20 protein-coding genes are annotated in these 18,419 nt (G+C 70.5%); 10 read left to right on the top strand and 10 right to left on the bottom strand.

Annotated elements, in window-relative coordinates:
- Nucleotides 1–23: 23 nt before the first annotated feature.
- Genes O7632_RS26580 through O7632_RS26565 form a run of 4 tightly spaced genes read left to right on the top strand, consistent with a single transcriptional unit; the run spans nucleotide 24 to nucleotide 3,421 of the window.
- Nucleotides 24–1,715 carry a nitrite/sulfite reductase gene (locus O7632_RS26580; protein ID WP_278118193.1) on the top strand — a complete coding sequence of 564 codons (1,692 nt, stop codon included), beginning with the start codon at nucleotides 24–26 and terminating at the stop codon, nucleotides 1,713–1,715.
- A gap of 22 nt (nucleotides 1,716–1,737) precedes the next feature.
- Nucleotides 1,738–1,902 carry a hypothetical protein gene (locus O7632_RS26575; protein ID WP_278118190.1) on the top strand — a complete coding sequence of 55 codons (165 nt, stop codon included), beginning with the start codon at nucleotides 1,738–1,740 and terminating at the stop codon, nucleotides 1,900–1,902.
- Nucleotides 1,899–2,660, top strand: coding sequence for a phosphoadenylyl-sulfate reductase (locus tag O7632_RS26570; protein WP_278118189.1), 762 nt, complete (start codon nucleotides 1,899–1,901; stop codon nucleotides 2,658–2,660). Before O7632_RS26575 ends, O7632_RS26570 begins: the two co-directional genes overlap by 4 nt.
- Nucleotides 2,642–3,421: a CbiX/SirB N-terminal domain-containing protein gene (locus tag O7632_RS26565; protein ID WP_278118187.1), complete on the top strand. Its 780-nt coding sequence runs from the start codon at nucleotides 2,642–2,644 to the stop codon at nucleotides 3,419–3,421. Before O7632_RS26570 ends, O7632_RS26565 begins: the two co-directional genes overlap by 19 nt.
- A gap of 136 nt (nucleotides 3,422–3,557) precedes the next feature.
- Here O7632_RS26565 and O7632_RS26560 read toward each other — a convergent pair whose 3' ends face one another.
- Nucleotides 3,558–3,815, bottom strand: coding sequence for a WhiB family transcriptional regulator (locus tag O7632_RS26560; RefSeq protein ID WP_278118186.1), 258 nt, complete (start codon nucleotides 3,813–3,815; stop codon nucleotides 3,558–3,560).
- A 424-nt stretch (nucleotides 3,816–4,239) separates the two neighbouring features.
- Complete coding sequence (locus O7632_RS26555) at nucleotides 4,240–5,190, bottom strand: diacylglycerol kinase family protein (RefSeq protein ID WP_278118185.1); 951 nt, start codon at nucleotides 5,188–5,190, stop codon at nucleotides 4,240–4,242.
- Between O7632_RS26555 and O7632_RS26550 the strand changes: the two genes are divergently transcribed.
- The gene (locus O7632_RS26550) at nucleotides 5,189–5,623 is read left to right on the top strand and encodes a hypothetical protein (protein WP_278118184.1); all 435 of its coding nucleotides are present in this window, start codon (nucleotides 5,189–5,191) and stop codon (nucleotides 5,621–5,623) included. The two genes, O7632_RS26555 and O7632_RS26550, sit on opposite strands and share 2 nt — an antisense overlap.
- Before the next feature lie 3 nt (nucleotides 5,624–5,626).
- On the opposite strand, the gene O7632_RS26545 is transcribed toward O7632_RS26550, so the two are convergent.
- Nucleotides 5,627–6,040: an ATP-binding protein gene (locus tag O7632_RS26545; protein WP_278118182.1), complete on the bottom strand. Its 414-nt coding sequence runs from the start codon at nucleotides 6,038–6,040 to the stop codon at nucleotides 5,627–5,629.
- Nucleotides 6,041–6,177: 137 nt separating this feature from the next.
- Entirely contained in the window at nucleotides 6,178–6,585 is a 408-nt protein-coding gene (sodN, locus tag O7632_RS26540; RefSeq protein ID WP_278118181.1) for a superoxide dismutase, Ni, read from the bottom strand.
- A gap of 56 nt (nucleotides 6,586–6,641) precedes the next feature.
- Here sodN and O7632_RS26535 point away from each other — a divergent pair, with 56 nt between their 5' ends.
- Together O7632_RS26535 and O7632_RS26530 are read left to right on the top strand one after the other, a co-directional pair.
- Nucleotides 6,642–7,016, top strand: coding sequence for a S24/S26 family peptidase (locus O7632_RS26535; RefSeq protein ID WP_278118180.1), 375 nt, complete (start codon nucleotides 6,642–6,644; stop codon nucleotides 7,014–7,016).
- A gap of 155 nt (nucleotides 7,017–7,171) precedes the next feature.
- Nucleotides 7,172–8,329: an NADP-dependent malic enzyme gene (locus O7632_RS26530; protein ID WP_278120420.1), complete on the top strand. Its 1,158-nt coding sequence runs from the start codon at nucleotides 7,172–7,174 to the stop codon at nucleotides 8,327–8,329.
- Between the two features lie 97 nt (nucleotides 8,330–8,426).
- On the opposite strand, the gene O7632_RS26525 is transcribed toward O7632_RS26530, so the two are convergent.
- Nucleotides 8,427–9,416, bottom strand: coding sequence for a hypothetical protein (locus O7632_RS26525; protein ID WP_278118178.1), 990 nt, complete (start codon nucleotides 9,414–9,416; stop codon nucleotides 8,427–8,429).
- Between the two features lie 149 nt (nucleotides 9,417–9,565).
- Here O7632_RS26525 and O7632_RS26520 point away from each other — a divergent pair, with 149 nt between their 5' ends.
- Nucleotides 9,566–9,871 carry a DUF1707 domain-containing protein gene (locus tag O7632_RS26520; protein ID WP_278118176.1) on the top strand — a complete coding sequence of 102 codons (306 nt, stop codon included), beginning with the start codon at nucleotides 9,566–9,568 and terminating at the stop codon, nucleotides 9,869–9,871.
- A 190-nt stretch (nucleotides 9,872–10,061) separates the two neighbouring features.
- Here the strand turns inward: O7632_RS26520 and O7632_RS26515 are convergent, their stop codons facing one another.
- Nucleotides 10,062–11,195: an IS701 family transposase gene (locus O7632_RS26515; protein WP_278119920.1), complete on the bottom strand. Its 1,134-nt coding sequence runs from the start codon at nucleotides 11,193–11,195 to the stop codon at nucleotides 10,062–10,064.
- 156 nt (nucleotides 11,196–11,351) lie between these two features.
- Between O7632_RS26515 and O7632_RS26510 the strand changes: the two genes are divergently transcribed.
- A complete protein-coding gene (locus O7632_RS26510; RefSeq protein ID WP_278118174.1) occupies nucleotides 11,352–12,305 on the top strand; it encodes a zinc-binding dehydrogenase in 954 nt (317 codons plus the stop codon).
- Between the two features lie 33 nt (nucleotides 12,306–12,338).
- Here O7632_RS26510 and O7632_RS26505 read toward each other — a convergent pair whose 3' ends face one another.
- Together O7632_RS26505 and O7632_RS26500 are read right to left on the bottom strand one after the other, a co-directional pair.
- Nucleotides 12,339–13,697 carry an IS4 family transposase gene (locus O7632_RS26505; RefSeq protein WP_278112971.1) on the bottom strand — a complete coding sequence of 453 codons (1,359 nt, stop codon included), beginning with the start codon at nucleotides 13,695–13,697 and terminating at the stop codon, nucleotides 12,339–12,341.
- Between the two features lie 124 nt (nucleotides 13,698–13,821).
- Nucleotides 13,822–14,844 carry a chlorophyllase gene (locus O7632_RS26500; protein ID WP_278118172.1) on the bottom strand — a complete coding sequence of 341 codons (1,023 nt, stop codon included), beginning with the start codon at nucleotides 14,842–14,844 and terminating at the stop codon, nucleotides 13,822–13,824.
- A gap of 92 nt (nucleotides 14,845–14,936) precedes the next feature.
- Here O7632_RS26500 and O7632_RS26495 point away from each other — a divergent pair, with 92 nt between their 5' ends.
- Nucleotides 14,937–15,101, top strand: coding sequence for a hypothetical protein (locus O7632_RS26495; protein WP_278118170.1), 165 nt, complete (start codon nucleotides 14,937–14,939; stop codon nucleotides 15,099–15,101).
- 42 nt (nucleotides 15,102–15,143) lie between these two features.
- On the opposite strand, the gene O7632_RS26490 is transcribed toward O7632_RS26495, so the two are convergent.
- Together O7632_RS26490 and pta are read right to left on the bottom strand one after the other, a co-directional pair.
- Complete coding sequence (locus O7632_RS26490) at nucleotides 15,144–16,256, bottom strand: acetate kinase (protein WP_278120419.1); 1,113 nt, start codon at nucleotides 16,254–16,256, stop codon at nucleotides 15,144–15,146.
- Nucleotides 16,256–18,394: a phosphate acetyltransferase gene (gene pta, locus O7632_RS26485; RefSeq protein WP_278118169.1), complete on the bottom strand. Its 2,139-nt coding sequence runs from the start codon at nucleotides 18,392–18,394 to the stop codon at nucleotides 16,256–16,258. Before pta ends, O7632_RS26490 begins: the two co-directional genes overlap by 1 nt.
- Nucleotides 18,395–18,419 lie beyond the last annotated feature (25 nt).

The following is an 18,419-nucleotide window of genomic DNA, read 5'->3' as shown; positions in this document are numbered from 1 at the left end:
CCGCAGACACGGAGGACGCCGAGATGGCGCGCAACAGCACCCCGACCCGACCCGGCCGCCGGCGCGGCGAGGGACAGTGGGCGCTTGGACACCGTGAGCCGCTCAACCCCAACGAGCGGACCAAGAAGGACGACGATCCACTCAACGTGCGGGCCCGGATCGAGAACATCTACGCCCACCGGGGCTTCGCCTCGATCGACCCGGCCGACCTGCGTGGCCGGTTCCGCTGGTGGGGCCTCTACACCCAGCGCAAGGCCGGCATCGACGGTGGTCGTACCGCCGTGCTGGAGCCGCACGAGCTGGAAGACGAGTACTTCATGCTCCGGGTCCGCATCGACGGCGGTCAGCTCGACCTGGCTCAGCTGCGCACCATCGCCGACATCTCCCAGCGGTACGGCCGGGACACCGCCGACATCACCGACCGGCAGAACATCCAGCTGCACTGGATCCGGGTCGAGGACATGCCGGCCATCTGGAAGGCGCTCGAAGCCGTCGGACTGGAAACCACCGAGGCGTGCGGCGACTGCCCCCGGATCGTGCTCGGCAGCCCGGTGGCCGGGGTGGCCGCCGCCGAAAAGCTCGACCCGACCCCGGCGATCGACGAGATCGTCCGCCGGTACGTCGGCAGCAAGGAGTTCTCCAACCTGCCGCGCAAGTTCAAGTCCTCGATCTCCTGGCTGGCCGACACCCCGTACGAGGTCAACGACATCTCGTTCGTCGGGGTCGAGCACCCCGAGCACGGCCCCGGATTCGATCTCTGGGTCGGCGGCGGGCTCTCGACCAACCCGATGATCGCCCAGCGGCTCGGAGTGTGGGTGCCGTTGGCCGAGGTACCGGACGTCTGGGCCGGTGTGGTCGGCATCTTCCGTGACTACGGATACCGTCGGCTGCGCCACCGGGCCCGGTTGAAGTTCCTGGTCGCCGACTGGGGGCCGGAGAAGTTCCGCGAGGTGCTGGAGAAGGAATACCTCGGCCGCACCCTGCTGGACGGTCCGGCCCCGGACCTGCCGGCCAAGCCGATCGACCACATCGGGGTGCACGCCCAGGCCGACGGCCGCCGCTACGTCGGTGCCGCCCCGGTGGTGGGCCGGGTCTCCGGCAGTCAACTCGCCGCCCTGGCCGATCTGGTCGCCGAGCACGGCTCCGACCGGGTACGGCTCACCCCGTACCAGAAGCTGCTGGTCCTCGACGTGGCGCCGCAGCGGGTCGACTCGCTGGTCACCGGCATGCGCGCCATCGGTCTGGAGGCTCAGCCGTCGACCTGGCGGCGCGGCACGATGGCCTGCACCGGCATCGAGTACTGCAAGCTGGCGATCGTCGAGACCAAGCGGCGCGGCGAGGAACTGGTGGCCCGGTTGGAGCAGCGGCTGTCGGCCGCCGGCCTGGCCGAGGACGCCGACATCTCGATCCACATCAACGGCTGTCCGAACGCGTGCGCCCGTACGCAGGTCGCCGACATCGGGCTCAAGGGCCAGCTGGTGGTCGGTCCGGACGGCCGGCAGGTCGAGGGATTCCAGATCCATCTCGGTGGTGGGCTGGGCATGGCGCAGGGACAGACGGCCGGGTTCGGCCGTAAGCCGCGCGGCCTGAAGACCACCGCCGACGAGCTTCCCGAGTACGTCGAACGCGTGGTCCGGCGTTACCTGGCTGGTCGGTCCGACGGCGAAGCGTTCGCCCAGTGGGCCGTCCGGGTCGACGAGGAGGAGTTGCGTTGAACGAGCGAGGTGAGGTGTGGTCATGAGCACCGAGATGCGCGCGGCGCCGCTCTACTGCCCGTACTGCGGTGAGGAGGATCTCCGCCCGCACGAAGATGCGCACACCGCCTGGGAGTGCCACGCTTGTGCCCGGGTGTTCATCGTGAAGTTCACCGGATTGCTGGCCCGAGGGGTGGTGTCCCGATGAGCCCGGTGCTTGCCGCAGACCTCAACCTGATCCGGGTCGGCCCGGACGCGGACCGTCCGCCGACCCGCCGGGATCCCGCCGAGCTGCGGATGCTCGCGGAGCGGGCCGGTCGGCAGCTGGAAGGTGCCCCGGCGGAGGAGATCGCCCGCTGGGCGGTGGAGACCTTCGGCGACCGGTTCTGCGTGACCAGTTCGATGGCGGACGGTGTCCTGGCGCACATCGTCTCCCGGGTAGCGCCCGGGGTGGACGTGGTGTTCCTCGACACCGGGCTGCATTTTCCGGAGACGTTGCGGGTGCGCGATCAGGTCGCGGCGACCATGCGGGTGAACGTCCGGTCGATTCGGCCCCGGCTGACCGTCGGCCAGCAGGACGGCGAGTACGGGCCCCGGCTCTTCAACCGGGCACCGGACGAGTGCTGCGCGTTGCGCAAGATCGAGCCGTTGGAGCGGGCCCTCGGCGATTACGACGCCTGGGCGGCGGGGCTGCGCCGCGACGAGTCACCCACCCGGGCCAACACCCCGGTGGTCGGCTTCGACGCCCGGCGTGGCCGGGTCAAGGTGAACCCGATCGCCGCGTGGACCCAGGCCGACGTCGACGCCTACATCTCCCGCTGGAACGTGCCGGTCAACGACCTGTTCAAGCAGGGCTACACCTCGCTCGGCTGCTGGCCGTGCACCCGACGGACCACGGCGGGGGAGGATCCCCGCGCGGGGCGGTGGGCGATGTTCGACAAGACCGAGTGCGGCCTGCACTTGTGACCGGTCCGCTCACACCTGTGCCGAATCCGATCGTGCTGGTGGCACACGGCAGTCGGGATCCGCAGGCGGCGGCGGCGACTCGTGCGCTGGTCCGGTCGGTCGCGGCGGCCCGGCCGGGCACCGATGTCCGGGCGGCCTACCTCGACCACGCCGGACCACGGCCCGGCCGGGTGCTGGCCGACCTGCAGGCCGCCGGCTACCCACGGGTGAGCCTGGTGCCACTGCTGCTGACCGAGGCGTTCCACGGTCGGGTGGACATCCCACAGACGGTGGCCGACGCTCGTGCGGACGGACTCCGGATCCCGGTGACGATCACCGAGGTGCTCGGCCCGCCTGTCGGCACCACAGCGGTGGATCCGCTGCTGATCGCTGGCTTGTCCCGACGGTTGGCGCAGGCCGGTTCAGGGTTCGACGCGGTGGTGCTGGCCGCTGCCGGTACCCGGTCGGCGCCGGCTCGGCAGACGGTGGCGGCCACGGCTGCCGCGTTCGGCGCGACCCTGGGTGTGCCGTGTGCGGTCGGCTACGCCTCCGCCGCGCCGCCCACCGCCGGCGCCGCGGTCGAGGCGCTCCGGCGGGCCGGCGCTCGCCGGGTGGCGGTCGCCGCGTACTTCCTCGCCCCTGGTCTGCTGTACGAGACGGCGGTGTCCTCGGCGCGGGAGGCTGGCGCGGTGTGGGCCGCAGCCCCGTTGGCGGGATCGGTCGACATCGCCCGGCTGGTGCTGTCCCGGGTCGACCGGGCCGGCGCACTGGTGTCGGCGTAGGTCCCCGTCGGGTGTCGGCGTGCTCCCGGTGGGCCGACGGCTAGGGATGGGCCGACGTCGAACGGACGTCGAACGGACGTCGGAGGGCTCCGGAGCGAAGCTCCGGAGCCCTCCGACTGATGTCGTGGTGTGGTGATCAGGCCGATTGAGCGCGAAGGACCCGCAGGCCACCGCGGCGCTTGACCGCGCGCCGCTCCTCTTCGCTCATCCCGCCCCAGACACCGGCATCCTGCCCGGACTCTAGTGCCCACTGCAGGCACTCGTCGGTCACGGAGCAGCGCCGGCAGACAGCCTTGGCCTGCTCGACCTGCAGGATCGCGGGGCCGGACGTCCCGATCGGGAAGAACAGCTCCGGGTCCTCGTCGCGGCAGACAGCATGGTGACGCCAGTCCATGGCGGCAACACTCCTCATTCTGGATCGGTGGCGGTAAATGCTCCGGTGTTTCTTTATGCGCCCGCGAAACCGGTCGCGACGGAATGCATCCGTCGGATCGGCAGCGCGTGAGCAGGCGTGAGCCTGTGGAACGTTGCTCCGAGCTGCCGCGTGGCGAGCGCATCCAGGCAACGTCCCGGGTGAATCGGTCCGCTTGTGAATACTTTCACGAACTCCGGTGATGTCAAGAGTAGCGCTGAGAAAAAGTCCAACTCCGTGAGCAACGTCACGACCTGTTTGTCCTATTTCTAGCGCTCACCGCAACCCGGAGTGCGACAGTCGATAATCAATGTAGTACGGTCCGCCCTGCACTGCTGGCATTTCTGCCACGTGTCTTCCGTGGCTGTCGTCACGCTCCGCAGCCGAAGCTCTGTTACGGAGCGTGTCAGTGCACGACCCGGAGGGCGTCGCGGATCGCAGTAAAACGGACTTTTGTCCGCTCGCCGAGATAGTCGCCGTCGAGCTGGAAGGCCTGCGGCTGAGTTGCGGATAGCGTGAATTCGGACAAATCGTGCAATCGAACCAGTTGGCGTCCGTGTGGCTCCGGTGCGCGCGCCGTCACCTGAGCCAACGTCCGGGTCGTACTGGGTATGTGCAACTGGCGCAGGGCGAGAACGTCCAATCCGAGATCGAACGAGGCGTTCGGGTTGGGATTGATCGCCCGATCCCCGATAAAGGTCCACGGGGCGGTGTTCTGGATCACCACCGTCGCCAACTCGTACTCGTCCGGCTCACCCGGCTGCTCCAGATGGATCGCCGGGCGTCGCCGGTCCATTCCGATGAAGTACTCACTGATCATCGACCGCAGGTAGAGACCGACCGTCGACTTGCGGCCGCGTAGCCTGGCTCGTTCGACCTGCCGGATGACCGCCGCGTCCAGCCCGAGCCCGGCGCAGAACGTGAAGTACCGGTCGTCGGCGCGGCCCAGCCCGATGGTCCGGAAACGACCGACCCGCAGACCTTCCAACAGCACGCTCGTCGCCTCCGGCCACTCCCTCGGCAGACCGATCGCCCGGGCGAACACGTTGGTCGAACCACCCGGCACCACCGCCAGGACCGGCAGTCGATCCGCGGTCGACCCGGGGCCGTCCGCCAGCGCCGGTGACGAGGTCATCAGGCCGTTGACGGCTTCGTTGACCGTACCGTCGCCGCCCAGGGTGACCACCGCGTCGAAACCGTCTGCGGCGGCCTGCCTGACCAGCGCCATGGCATGCCCACGGCGGCGGGTGTACTCGACGAACAAGTCGGCTTCGCTGCGCAGCGCCCGGACGATCACGTCCCTGGTGCGCTCGCTGGTGGTGGTGGCCTTGGGATTGACCACCAGGAGGGCGCGCATGGGCGGCACTGTATCGCGCCACCGGCACGGGTATCGTCACGCCGTGACGAGTGACTCGGTGGCCCGGCCGGCGACGTTGCGGTGGGCGGTGGGGCTGCTGACCGGCGAGGCCGTGGCGCTGGGCGCGGTCACCGTGTACCTGGCCTACCAGGATCTGACCGGTACGGCCACCGACCTGGTGTCGGCGTTGATCGTGACCGGGTTCGCCGGCGGCGGCACGGTGCTGCTCGGACTGCTCGCACGGGCGCTGTGGCAGGGCCGGGCCGGAGCGCGGGCACCCGCCATCGTGCTGCAGCTGATGCTGCTGCCCGTCGGTTACTACATGATCACAGGTGGCCTGGGTTGGCTCGGTGGGCCGTTGATCGTGCTCGGCCTGGCGGTCTGCGTACTACTGGTGAGCCCGCCCACCACGAAGGCGTTCGGGCTGGACTGACCGTCAGCGACTTCCCGCCCGGCGGGTGAGCAACGTGATGGTGGCACGACCGCTGGCAGCGGTCGCCGACGCCGAAGTGGTCAGCGCCCGCAGGACCTTCCAGGCGAACGACGACTCGGGCGGCAACGCGGCACCGCGTACCGTCGGGACGGTCACCTCGACGGTGAGCGCGTCGTCGGTCACCGAGAACCGACACTCCAGATCGGCGTCGCGGACCGCTACCGCGAGCAACATGGCGCATGCCTCGTCGACCGCGATCCGCAGGTCCTCGATCTCGTCGAGGGCGAAGTGCAGCCGCGCGGCCAGCCCGGCCGTCGCGGTCCGCAGCACGCTGAGATAGCCGCCGTCCGCAGGCACGGTAAGCAGCACGACGTCGTCGTCGACCGTCGGTTCGGATTGTGTGACCAGCGGACTCATCCGGCATACCCCCGCGTGGACTCTACCGGCTGATATCGATCAGCGCGCCTCATCCGCCGCGATTCGTCGCGCGCCATCGTGATCCACCCGATGTCTGCCCGGCCGGCACCCGACTGGGTGCCGGCCGAAACCGCTGATCACGCCTGCTTGGTCTCCCAGAAAATCTTGGCGATCTCGTCGATCTTCTGCAGCAGCTCGTCGGCCTTCGCCGGGTCGATCGAGGCCTTGGTCCCGCCGCCCCCGCCGGCCAGCTTGGTCGCCTCGTTGAACAATTGGTGAAGGTGCGGGTACTTCTCGAAGTGTGGCGGCTTGAAGTAGTCGGTCCAGAGCACCCACAGGTGGTGCTTGACCAACTCGGACCGCTGCTCCTTGATGAGCAGCGCCCGGGTACGGAACTCCGGATCGGTGTTCGCCTGGTACTTCTCGGCGATCGCCTTGACCGATTCGGCCTCGATCCGGGCCTGCGCCGGGTCGTAGACGCCACACGGCAGATCGCAGTGGGCGCTGACCACCGTGCGCGGAGTAAGTATGCGTGGAAGTCGCATCAGGACCCTCCGTAGGTTGGCCGACTGCACGATCGTCGGCACGCGTAAGGTGGAGAATGATCCTCCCCGCCGACCCTATCGCGCATTCCGCCGCCAGACCGGGGGAGGTGCAAGTGCGTTCGCCACTGTTCGCGGTCCTGGTGCACGGACCGTCGATGGTGCCCACCCTGCGACACGGCGACGCGCTGCTGGTCCGCCGGGGCGGACGCGCCATCCGACCCGGCGATCTCGTGGTCGCCACCTTCCGCAGCCGGCCCGATCTGCTGGTGGTCAAACGCGTCGTCCGCGCGCAGGACGGCGGCTGGTGGATCCGGGGCGACAACGATCTGATCGCCGACGACTCGCGGGCCTACGGCGTGGCCGACGTGCACGGTCGGGTGCTCCTGCGCTACTGGCCCTTGCCACGGCGACTCGGCCACCGGGGAGTATGATCCGCCGCGTAGTCGGGCACGGTGTGTGACACTATGGTCGACACGTAATCCGGGTGACCCCCGCAGCGCCTCGCCGGTCAACGCTGACCTCGCGCCGAGCCGGCGACTTTCCCTGCTCGTTGGCTGAAGGAGTCACCATGTCTGCTATGTCTACAGTGGCGGTTTCCGATCGGGTCTTTGACCTGCATCGAGGCGGCAAGATGGCGATCGCGTCGACCGTCGCGCTGGCCAGCCGGGACGACCTGTCCCTGGCGTACACCCCCGGGGTGGCCCGGGTCTGCGAGGCGATCGCGGCCGATCCGGCCCTGGCCGACGAATACACCTGGGTCTCCCACACCATCGCGGTCGTCACCGACGGTACGGCCGTGCTCGGCCTCGGCGACATCGGGCCACGTGCCGCCATGCCGGTCATGGAAGGCAAAGCGGTGCTGTTCAAGCAGTTCGGCGACGTCGACGCGGTGCCGATCTGCCTGGACACCCGCGACGTCGACGAGATCGTGGCCACCGTCACCGCGCTGGCGCCGTCCTTCGGCGGCATCAACCTGGAAGACATCAGCGCGCCGCGCTGCTTTGAGATCGAACGGCGGCTCGACGCCGCCTTGTCGATCCCGGTCTTCCACGACGACCAGCACGGCACCGCAATCGTCGTGCTGGCCGCGTTGCGCAACGCCGCCACCTTGCTGGACCGCAAACTCGGCGACCTGCGGGTGGTGGTCAGCGGCGCCGGCGCGGCCGGCGTGGCGGTGACCAAGATGCTGATCGCCGGGGGAGTCGACCCGGCGAACACCGTGGTCTGCGACTCGCGCGGCATCATCCACGCCGACCGGGGGGATCTCAGCGCGGTCAAGGCCGAACTCGCCGCGATGACCGCCGCCTGCGCCGGCGGCATCACCGAGGCGCTGGTCGGCGCCGACGTGCTGATCGGCCTCTCCGGCGGACAGATCGAGGAGCCGGCCGTCGCCGGAATGGCCCCCGGCGGCATCGTCTTCGCGTTGGCCAACCCGACGCCCGAGGTGCATCCGGAGATCGCCCACCGGTACGCCGCCCTGGTCGCCACCGGCCGCAGCGACTTTCCCAATCAGATCAACAACGTGCTGGCCTTCCCCGGCGTGTTCCGGGGAGCGCTCGAAGCCGGGGCCACCCGGATCACCGAGGGCATGAAGGTGGCCGCCGCCGACGCCATCGCCGCCGTGGTCGCCGACCTGTTGCAGCCGGAGGCGTTCGTGCCGTCGGCCCTCGACCCACGGGTCGCCCCGGCGGTCGCCGCCGCGGTGGCCGCCGCCGCCCGTCGGGAAGGGGTCGCCCGCCGCTGACCTGGCCGGCGGGCGGGCGGCGTCGACCGACCCGCCCGCCCAGCCCGGGGTCGGGCGTGACCGGTCAGCCGCCGAACAGGCGGCCGACGTTGTGGGATCAGCCGCCGAACAGGCGGCCGATAGTGTGGAACAGATCGGCGTAGAAGGTGCCGCCGACTTCGCGGAACAACGCGAACGGACTGCCGGAATCGCCGAAGAAGGGCCGCAGGGTCCAGGCGAGCTGGGTGCCGACGAACCCGAAAAGCATGATCCAGATGTAGACCAGACCCATGCTGGCCGGCCGCTGCCCCGCCGGCCCGACCGGCTGACCAAGGAGCGCTGGCGGCGTCGGCAGGTACGGTCGGTCGGGCATGCCGTTCACCGCCGGGACCATCCCGACCTGGGTCCCGGCCGCACCGGGTCCGGGTGGCCCGACCGGCGCGGGCACGGCGGGCACCTGTGCCGGCTGTGCGGGTACGGCGGCGGGTGCCGTCTGTGCGGGTACGGGCGCCGGTTGCGCGGGCACGGCCGGTACGAGCGCCGGTTGCGCGGGCATGGCCGCTGGTACGGCCACCGCGGTCAGCCGCTGCTGACGGTCGTTGAGGGCCCGCATGCCGGCCACCAGGAAACGGAGACCGACGATGGCGGTGAGTATCAGAATGCTGACGTTGAGCAGCTTGTAGAATTCGTAGCTCTGCGCGGTGACTAAGAAGAAGAGGCTCACCGGCGCGAACGCCAGGCTCAGCGCGGCGGTCACCGTGATGGACACCAGGATCAACGCCACCGCCTGGATCATCGACAGCCGGGCACCGAAGACCAGGTTGAACAGATAGAGCGTGGGCAGACAGATGGCCAGCGTCGCCAGGAACAGCAGCGGTAGTTTGACCAGCGAGGAGAGGATTTGCTGCCAGCCGTACGAGGCACCGAGCACGGCTCCGTAGAGCGCCAGGCTCAGCGCCGAGCTGCTGACCATCTGGCTGATCAGCGACCGCAGGTCCCGCTCGTCGACGATCTGCTGCCAGATGCCGTCTCGGTCACGCAGGATTCGTTCGATCACGAGCAGGTTCATCGCGGGGGTGGCACCGCCACCCGGGTGAGAGGTCGACACGGCTGTACCGTACCGGCTGGCGTGGCAGCGCACCGTCCCTTCCGTAGCGTCCTGTCCTGCTGTCCTTGTCGTGCCGTACCGTCCTGCCGACCCTCCTGCCGTCCCGTGTGGGTTCCCGCGCCGATGTGGACGGGCCTAGGCTGCCACACATGGACCGCCCCGACCTGCGTGCCTCGGACGCCGACCGTGAGCGGGTCGTACGGTGCCTGGAGCGACACACCTCGGCCGGGCGGTTGAGCCTCGACGAGCACGCCGATCGGGTGACCCGGACCCTGCTCGCCCGGACACACGGCGAACTCGCCACGATCCTGGCGGACCTGCCGGCCGAGCCGGACGCGGCCGTGTCGGACGCTGCCGCGCCGACCGGCCCGGCGACCGCGCCCCAGCTGGCCGTCGCGTTCCTCATCGCCGGAGTCGCGCTGGTCCTGCTCACCGCGCTCCTGCTGCTGCGCTGAGCCCGGTTAGTACTGCAACGGCGGGTCGTGACTTATGGCGGTTCGAGTCGTTTGCGGTAGTGGGAGGCTTTCGCTTGAGCTTGCCTACGGCGGCGCCAGGTTGACCAGTGCAGCACGTGATCAGCTGCGGTACGCCCGATGAGGACGAGGTGGGCGAACAGGCGGCGGACCTCGTTGCTGCTCAGCGGGATCAGGCTGCGCTCGCTTGGGGTGGTGCCCCCTTTGCGGCCTCGGCGGCGCGGGTGACGACGAGGAACGCGGCGGCGGCCATCGCGAGGGTGATGTGGGCGTACCAGGCGTCGTAGCGGCGGACCTGGTACTGGTCCAGGCCGACCTCGTTCTTCGCGGTCTGGAACGACTCCTCCACCGACCAGCGACTGCCGGCGACCCGCACCAACTCACGCAGTCGGGTGCCGCGTCGGCCGAAGCAGACGTAGTAGGCGATCTCGCCAGGGTCGCTGATCGAGCGTCGGGCGAGGACCCAGCCGCGGCGGCCGTGGGCGAAGGTGCGCCGGATCGGTACCCGGGCCCAGTCGTAGCGGCGTGGCCCGCGCGCGCCATCACCGCACGACAGGCGCTGCCACGCGCCCGCACGCACCCTCGCGACCAGCTCATCGACACGCAGGGTGGTGCGCAGTCCGGAGGGCACCTCGTCGTCACAGCGGGTGGCCATCACATAGGCGATGTCCTGATCCTCCAGCCAGCCCCGCAGGCCCGGGTTCTGCCCGTAGGCCTCGTCCGCCGTGAACCACGAGAACGGCACCCGCGCCTCGATCGCCCGCTCCACCATGGCCTGTGCCTGCTGCGGCTTCGTGGCGAACCCCACCTCTTCCGGGATCGCCGCCGCCCGGCACCGGTCCCGGTCATCGGTCCACGACTTCGGCAGGTACAACTCCCGGTCGATCAACGCCCGACCCCGCGCCGTGGCGTAGCACAGGAACGTGCCGATCTGACAGTTCTCGGTCTTGCCCGCCGTGCCCGAGTACTGCCTCTGGACTCCCGCCGAGGCGCGGCCCTTCTTGATGAACCCGGTCTCATCGGCGACAAGCACCCCGGCCGGATCGCCGATCCGCTCCACGACGTAGTCGCGCACGTCATCGCGGACCGCGTCCCGGTCCCACGCCGCGCTGCACAACATGCCCTGCAACCCGTCCGGCGACACATGCCCAGCCTGCTCCGCGAGAGTCCACCCGTTCCGCCGCTCCAACGGCGCCAACAACCCCCGCACATACGCCCACGCCCGCCGCCGGGGCTCCACCCGCTCAAACCGATGTGCGAACCGGAAGAACAACTCCTCCAACCCGGCATCCCACGACCCGACCACCTGCGCATCCACCACAGTCAACCAACGAACGATCAGCAGCCGAAGCAACGACCCGCCGTTGCAGTATTAGGGCGCTCGTGCCGTCGCGCTGAGCCCGGTTAGGGCGCGCTCGCGTCGCTGCGCTGAACGGACCTACCAGACTGCTAGCGTCGGATCATGCGAGCAGCCTTCGCCTCGACCATCGACGCCGCCGACCCGCTCGCCGCCCTCGTCGTGGGCGAGCGGCCCGATCCGACGCCGCCCGACCCCGACTGGGTGGTGGTCGAGGTCCGGGCCAGCTCCCTCAACCACCACGACATCTGGTCACTGCGTGGAGTCGGGCTGCCGGCCGACCGGGTGCCGATGATCCTCGGCTGCGACGCGGCCGGCGTCGACGACGCCGGCAACGAGGTCGTGGTGTACCCGGTGGTGCCGGATCCGGCGGACCCACGGGGCATGTCGATCCTGTCCGAGAACCACCCTGGCACGTTCGCCGACCGGGTCGCCGTACCCCGGGCGAACCTGATCCCCAAGCCCGCCGGGCTCAGTTTCGCCGACGCGGCCTGCCTGCCGACCGCCTGGCTCACCGCGTACCGGATGTTGACCACCCGGGGCCGGGTCGACCAGGCCCGCTCGGTGCTGGTCCAGGGCGCGGGCGGGGGAGTCGCGACGGCTGCGGTGCTGCTCGCCGTCGCGTTGGGCAAGCGGGTCTACGCGACCAGCCGGGACGCCACCAAGCGGGACCGGATCGCCGCGCTCGGTGCCACCGCGCTGGCCCCCGGCGCCCGGCTGCCCGAGCGGGTCGACGTGGTGATCGAGACCGTCGGCGCGGCCACCTTCGACCACTCGATGAAGTCCGCCGCGCCGGGTGCCCGGATCGTCGTCTCCGGTGCCACCAGCGGCCACCTGCCCGCCGTCGACCTGCGCCGGGTCTTCGCGATGCAGCTGGAGATCCTCGGCACCTCGATGGGAAGCGCCGACGAGCTGCGCGAGCTGCTGCGGCTGTGCGACACGCGCGGCATCCGCCCGGTCGTCGACAGCGTGTACGGCTTGAGCGAGGCCCGGGACGCCTTCGCGCGGCTGCACGCCGGGGAGGCGTTCGGCAAGATTGTGCTGGACCACCAGCGCTAGATCCAACGCCGCTCGGTTAGGGCGGGTGGATGGTTAGCAAGTGTTTGTGATTATATCGATGGCTATGGTGGCTTTGTAGCTGCGTCGGTCTACGTTGGGTCCGCGGGCTTGGTACTTGGAGTTCGAGCGTTTGATCATGCGGGTCTTCACCCGGATCCGACGCTCAGGTAGCAGGTGGGCCAGAACCGCACGACCGATGGCGCCGACCAGGTCGATGACGGTGTCGGCGAGGACGCCGGCGGCGTGGGTGACCTGGTCGCGGGCGGCGTTCAGGGCGGTGGTGAAGCTGGCCCGGTCAGGGCCGGTGCCGGGCCGGCTGTCGGTGGCGTCGGTCATGGCGTTACGCAGGATCTGGTAGACGACCAGCAGGGCGTAGACCTCCTGGTCGATGCCGTCGGGAGTACGCGCGCGCAGGACCCGGCCGCCGAGGATGCTGGATTTGATCTCCAGGTAGGCGGTTTCGACCTCCCACCGGCGGTGGTACAGCTTTATCAGTTCGCCGGCCGGGTGGGTGCGTGGGTCGAGCAGGGTGGTGATCAGCCGGTAGCCGCCCGTGCGGACGCCGTCGATGGTCTGGACGCTGATCTCAGCGTCCACGACCCGCACCCGTACCGTGCCGATGGTCGACAGCCAGGATCCGTCGTGGTACCGGCGGATCACCGGCAGGCGGCGGCCGTTCTTGCAGCGGATCAGCAGGTCGGCCCTGGTGGCGGCGAGTGTCTGGATGAGGTCGGCGGCGGCGTAGTTACGGTCGGCCAACAGCAGCATCCCGGCGGCCAGGCTCCGGGCCAGGGAGCGGGCCTGGTCGAGTTCGCTGGTGCCGAGTGGAGCGAACACGGCGTCGATGATCGAGCGGGTGCCGCAGGTCAGCAGGACACTCAGCCGTAGTGCCGGGTAGCCCGCGCCGCCGTGGTTACCCCGTTGTTTGCGGTAACGGACCCGGACCGCCTCGGCGTCGGCGACCGACATCGTGGTCCCGTCGATCGCTGTCACCAGCAGGCCCCGCCACCGCACGGCGTGCGTCGCCGTGGTGACCGCCGGGCCGCGCAGCAGATCGAACAGGGCCCGCAACGGCGTCGACCCGAGCCGCTGACGCGCCTCCCGTAACGTGCCTGAGGCCGGTTCGGTCAGATCCAGCCCGGTCAGACCGGCGGTCAGTTTCCGCCACACCTGCCCGTAGCCGAGTTCGGCGAACAAGCAGCCTGCGAGGACGAGGTAGACCACGACCCGGGCCGGGAGTAGCCGGATCCGCTGCTGGGTACGACGGGTCGCGGCAAGGACCTCATCGACCATCTCGAAGGGCAGGAACTGGGTCAACTCACCCAGATGACCCGGCGCGAACACACCTGCGGCTACCCGCACCGTCCGAGTTATGGCAATCTGATCGACCAAAGCGGAGTTCCTGGTCTCGAGGCGTCTTGGAGTGACTCACCTCGTTACAGGAACTCCGCTTTCCCATGTCCGACCGACACACCCTTGACCGCTGCCGCAACGGCTTAACCGAGCGGCGTTGGCGCTAGAGCTGGTCGTCGAGGACGGCCAACCCGGCCGGTGGCGCCTCGGTCAGCCGCTGGCGGGCACCGTCGTCGCCGTACAGGGTCCAGCGGAGGAAGTCGGTGCTGCTCCCGAGCACCACGTCGTAGGCGGGGTTGCCAGGCCGCAGCAGCGACTGCCCGTGATCGCCGTCGGGCAGCGTCAGCATCGCTTTCGGCCACGGCACCCGCTCGTACGCGGCCTTGCCGGAGGCGTACGAGACCACCTCGTCGAGCTCGCCGTGGATGAACAGTTGCGGCGCGGCGGCACCGCTGAACGCCGAACCGACGCCGAGCGCGCTGCCGGCCAGGACGATCCCGGCGTCCAACCGTTCGTCGCGGGCCGCGGTGAACAGCCCGACGGTGGTGATCCCTCCGGCCGAGTGACCGGCCGCGGCGACCCGCTCGACGTCGAGCCGCCCGGCGAACGGATCCCCGTCGCGTCCGTCGAGCGCCAGCAGTTCGTCCAGCACGTACGAGGCGTCCGCCGGCTGGTTGAGCACGTCCAGCGCGTTGCCGCCGGAACCGCCCTGACTGGTGTACGGGTAGGTCGGCGCGGCGACCACGAACCCGGCCGCCGCCCAGGCGGTCAGGATGGCCTCGTAGTCCGCCGGGTTCCCGCCCAGCCCGTGGCTGAACAGGACCACCGGGAATCGCTCGGTCGTGGTGTCGGCACCGGTGACGGGATACCAGACGGTGACCGGCAGTGGGCGGTCGCCGTCGCGGTTGAGGTCGAGCGTACGGCTGTCGACGTCGAGTTCGTCCGTCGGCGCCGTCCGTCCCGCCGCCGGGCTGGAATTTGCCGGGCTGGAATTTGCCGGGCTGGACTCCGCCGGGGTGGACCCCGCCGGCGTGGGCTCCACCGTCACCGGGGCGTTGAACACCGGAGCCGGCTCGGGCGCGGTACCGCAGCCGGCCACCAACGCGACCACTGACGCGGTGATCAGACCGGCGGTGATCACACCACCGGTCAGCGGGCCGGTGCCGGACCGGCGGGAGACGTGCATTGGACGATTGTTACCGGTATCCGACCGGTCGACCACCGGCTCGCGCCGGCCGGTCGTGGCCGTGGTCGTACGTCTTCGCTAGGGTCTTCGTCATGTCTGACGAGTACGCCGACCCGAGTGGCAACACCGAGGCGTTCCGCGCCTTCCAGACGGCCCCGCCGCCGGCCGCCGACCAGCCGTCCCGACTGCCGTTGATCATCGGTGTCGCGGCCGCTGCGGTCGTCGTCGTGGTGGTCGGCCTCTGGCTGCTGGTCTGACCACGGCCGGTTGGTCGCTGGCCTGACCGGCGGTCGGCGTTCTCAGCCGGCCAACACCGTCCGGGTCTGCCGGGCTATCTCGTACTCCTCGTCGGTCGGGACCACCCACACCTGGACCGGCGACCCCGCCGGGGAGATCATCCGCTCGCCACGGCCGGCGTTGCGGTCCGGGTCGACCGCGATGCCGAGTCCGTCGAGTCCGGCCAGCGCGCCGGCCCGTACGGCGGGGGCGTTCTCGCCGACCCCGGCGGTGAAGGCGACCGCGTCGAGCCGGCCGAGCAACGCGAGGTAGCCGCCGACGTAGAACCGGATCCGGGCACAGTAGATGTCGACGGCGAGCCGTGCCGCCGGGTCACCGTCGTCGCGGCGGCGCAGCACCTCTCGCATGTCGCCGGCCCCGCACAGACCGCGTAGCCCGCTGCGTTGGTTGAGCAGCCGGTCCACCTCGGTCGTGGACCAACCGGCCACCCGCTCCAGGTGGAACACGACCGCCGGATCGAGGTCGCCGCTGCGGGTGCCCATCACCAGCCCTTCGAGCGGTGACAGGCCCATCGAGGTGGCGACGCTGCGCCCGCCGGCGACCGCGCAGGCGCTGGCCCCGTTGCCCAGGTGCAGGGTGATCACGTCGACCTCGGTCGGGTCCCGGCCGAGCAGGGCGGCGGTACGGCGGGACACGTACGCGTGCGAGGTGCCGTGGAATCCGTACCGGCGGATGCCGTACCGCTCGGCGGTGTCGGTGTCGATGGCGTAGCTGGCCTGCTCCGGCGGCAGGGTGCGGTGGAACGCGGTGTCGAAGACCGCCACCTGCGGCACGGTCGGCAGCAGCCGGCGGGCCTGCGCGATACCGGTCAGATTGGCCGGATTGTGCAGCGGGGCGAGTGGCACCAGCCGTTCGATCTCGTCGACCACCTCGTCGGTGATCAGCGTCGGTTCGGCGAACCGCACCCCGCCGTGCACGACCCGGTGCCCGACGCCGCTGAGATCGGACAGGTCGACGCGGTCGGCCATCGTCCGCAGCGCGTCGGCGTGGTCGGCCGGCCCGCCCCCCGGTTCGCCGATCCGTTCCACGATCCCCTTGTCGACGACCTGGTCACCGTCGAACAGCTGGTACTTCAGCGACGAGGAGCCGCAGTTGAGGACCAGGACGCGGGCGATCACCGGTCACCGGCGGTGCGGTCGGCGGCGGCTCGGTCGCCCACGGCCCGGTCACCGGCGGGCTGATCACCGGCCGGGTCGGCGGCGGCCTGGATCGCGGTGATCGCCACGGTGTTGACGATGTCGGGCACGGTGGCTCCTCGGGACAGGTCGTTGACCGGGCGGCGCAGACCCTGCATGACGGGGCCGACGGCCACCGCGCCGGCCGAGCGCTGCACCGCCTTGTAGGTGTTGTTGCCGGTGTTGAGATCGGGGAAGACGAAGACGGTGGCCCGGCCGGCGACGTCGCTGCCCGGCAGTTTGGTCGCCGCCACGCTCGGGTCGATCGCCGCGTCGTACTGGATCGGGCCTTCGACCAGCAGATCGGGGCGACGTTTGCGGACCAGCTCGGTCGCGGTCGCCACCTTGCGGACGTCGTCGCCGCTGCCGGAGGTGCCGGTGGAGTAGGACAACATCGCCACCCGGGGTTCGATGCCGAACCGGGCGGCGGTCTGCGCGGAACTGACCGCGATGTCGGCGAGCTGCTCGGCGTCCGGGTCGGGGTTGACCGCACAGTCGCCGTAGACCAGGACCCGGTCGGCGAGCAACATGAAGAAGACGCTGGAGGCGACCGACACATCCGGCACCGCCTTGATGATCTCGAACGCCGGTCGGATTGTGGCCGCCGTGGTGTGGGTGGCTCCGGAAACCATGCCGTCGACATGCCCGGCGTGCACCATGAGAGTGCCGAAGTAGTTGACGTCGCCGATCACGTCGTGCGCCAGGTCGAGGGTGACGCCCTTGTGTCGGCGCAGCCGGGCGTACGTGGCGGCGAAGTCGTCGCGCCACGGACTGGTGGCCGGGTCGATCAGCCGCGCGCCGTCGATCTGTACGCCGAGTTCGCGGGCCCGCCGGGCGATGTCGTCGACGTCGCCGAGCAGGGTGAGGTCGGCGACGCCGCGCCGGAGCAGGATCTCGGTGGCCCGCAGGATCCGTTCGTCGGTGCCTTCCGGCAGCACCAGTCGGCGGCGGTCGGCCCGGGCCCGGTCGATCAGCTCGTACTCGAACATCATCGGCGTCACCCGGGCCGATCGGGTGACGTCCAGCCGGCGGGCCAGCTCGGCGGTGTCCACGCTGGATTCGAATGCGCCGAGCGCGGCCTCGACCTTGCGGGGGTTGGCGGGGCTGGGCCGGCCGGAGATCCGGCCGGCGGCGGCGACGGCGTGGAAGCTGTCCGCCGGGGCGCGCAGCACGGCCAGGTTGGTGCCGAGCCGTTCGACGAGGCGCATGGCGCGGGGGTCCGGTTTCTCCCCGAGCGTCAACGCCACGCCGGCCAGCGAGACCAGCCCGGCGGCGTGCGCGGCGCTGACCGCGACCAGCAGATCCGCCCGATCGCCGGGGGTGATCACCAGGGCGCCGTCGGTGAGATGGTCCAGCAGGACCGGTACGTGTGCCGCGCCGACCACGAAGCCGAGCACGTCGCGGTTGAGCGCGGTCTCGTCACCGGCCAGCACGGCCGCGTCGAGGGCCTCGGCGACCTCCGCGACGGTCGGCGCCGACACCGCCGGGATCTCTTCGATCGCGTAGACCGGTACCGGCAGCGCCGGCGGCACGCCCGGCGCGGTCACCCGGTTGACGATCACGGCCAGCACGGTCGCGCCGAGTTCGGTCAGCGAGTGGTACGCCGAGCGGACCGCCCCGGCGACCTCACCTGCGTCCCGGCGCATGCCGTCGACGATCGCCACCACCACGCTGCCGAACTCGGTGGCCAGCCGGGCGTTGAACGCCAGCTCACGGGGGAGTCCGCCGTTGTCGGCGGCGTCGTCGAAGTCGCTGCCGATGACCAGCGTGGCCGGGCACTGCCGTTCCAGCTCGCGGTAACGCCCGACGATCCGGGAGATCAGCTCCTCCCGCCGCCCGTCGGCGACCAGCCCGGCCGCCTCGGCGTAGGTGGCCCCGTAGAGCTGTTCCTGCGGCAGCTCGATCCGGTACCGCTCGCTGAGCAGGTGCAGCGTCGGGTCGGGACGGTCCCCGGCGACCAGCGGCCGGAACACCCCGATCCGTTCCACCCGCCGGGACAACAGCTCGGCCAGGCCGAGCGCGACGGTGGACTTGCCACCACCGGGGCCGAGACCGGCCAGGTAGACACTTCGCGCCACCGCCCCAAACTACAAGGCGGCGGCC

It is taken from the genome of Solwaraspora sp. WMMD406 (assembly GCF_029626025.1).
Lineage (GTDB): Bacteria > Actinomycetota > Actinomycetes > Mycobacteriales > Micromonosporaceae > Micromonospora_E.
This window is presented reverse-complemented; position numbering and strand designations above follow the sequence as displayed.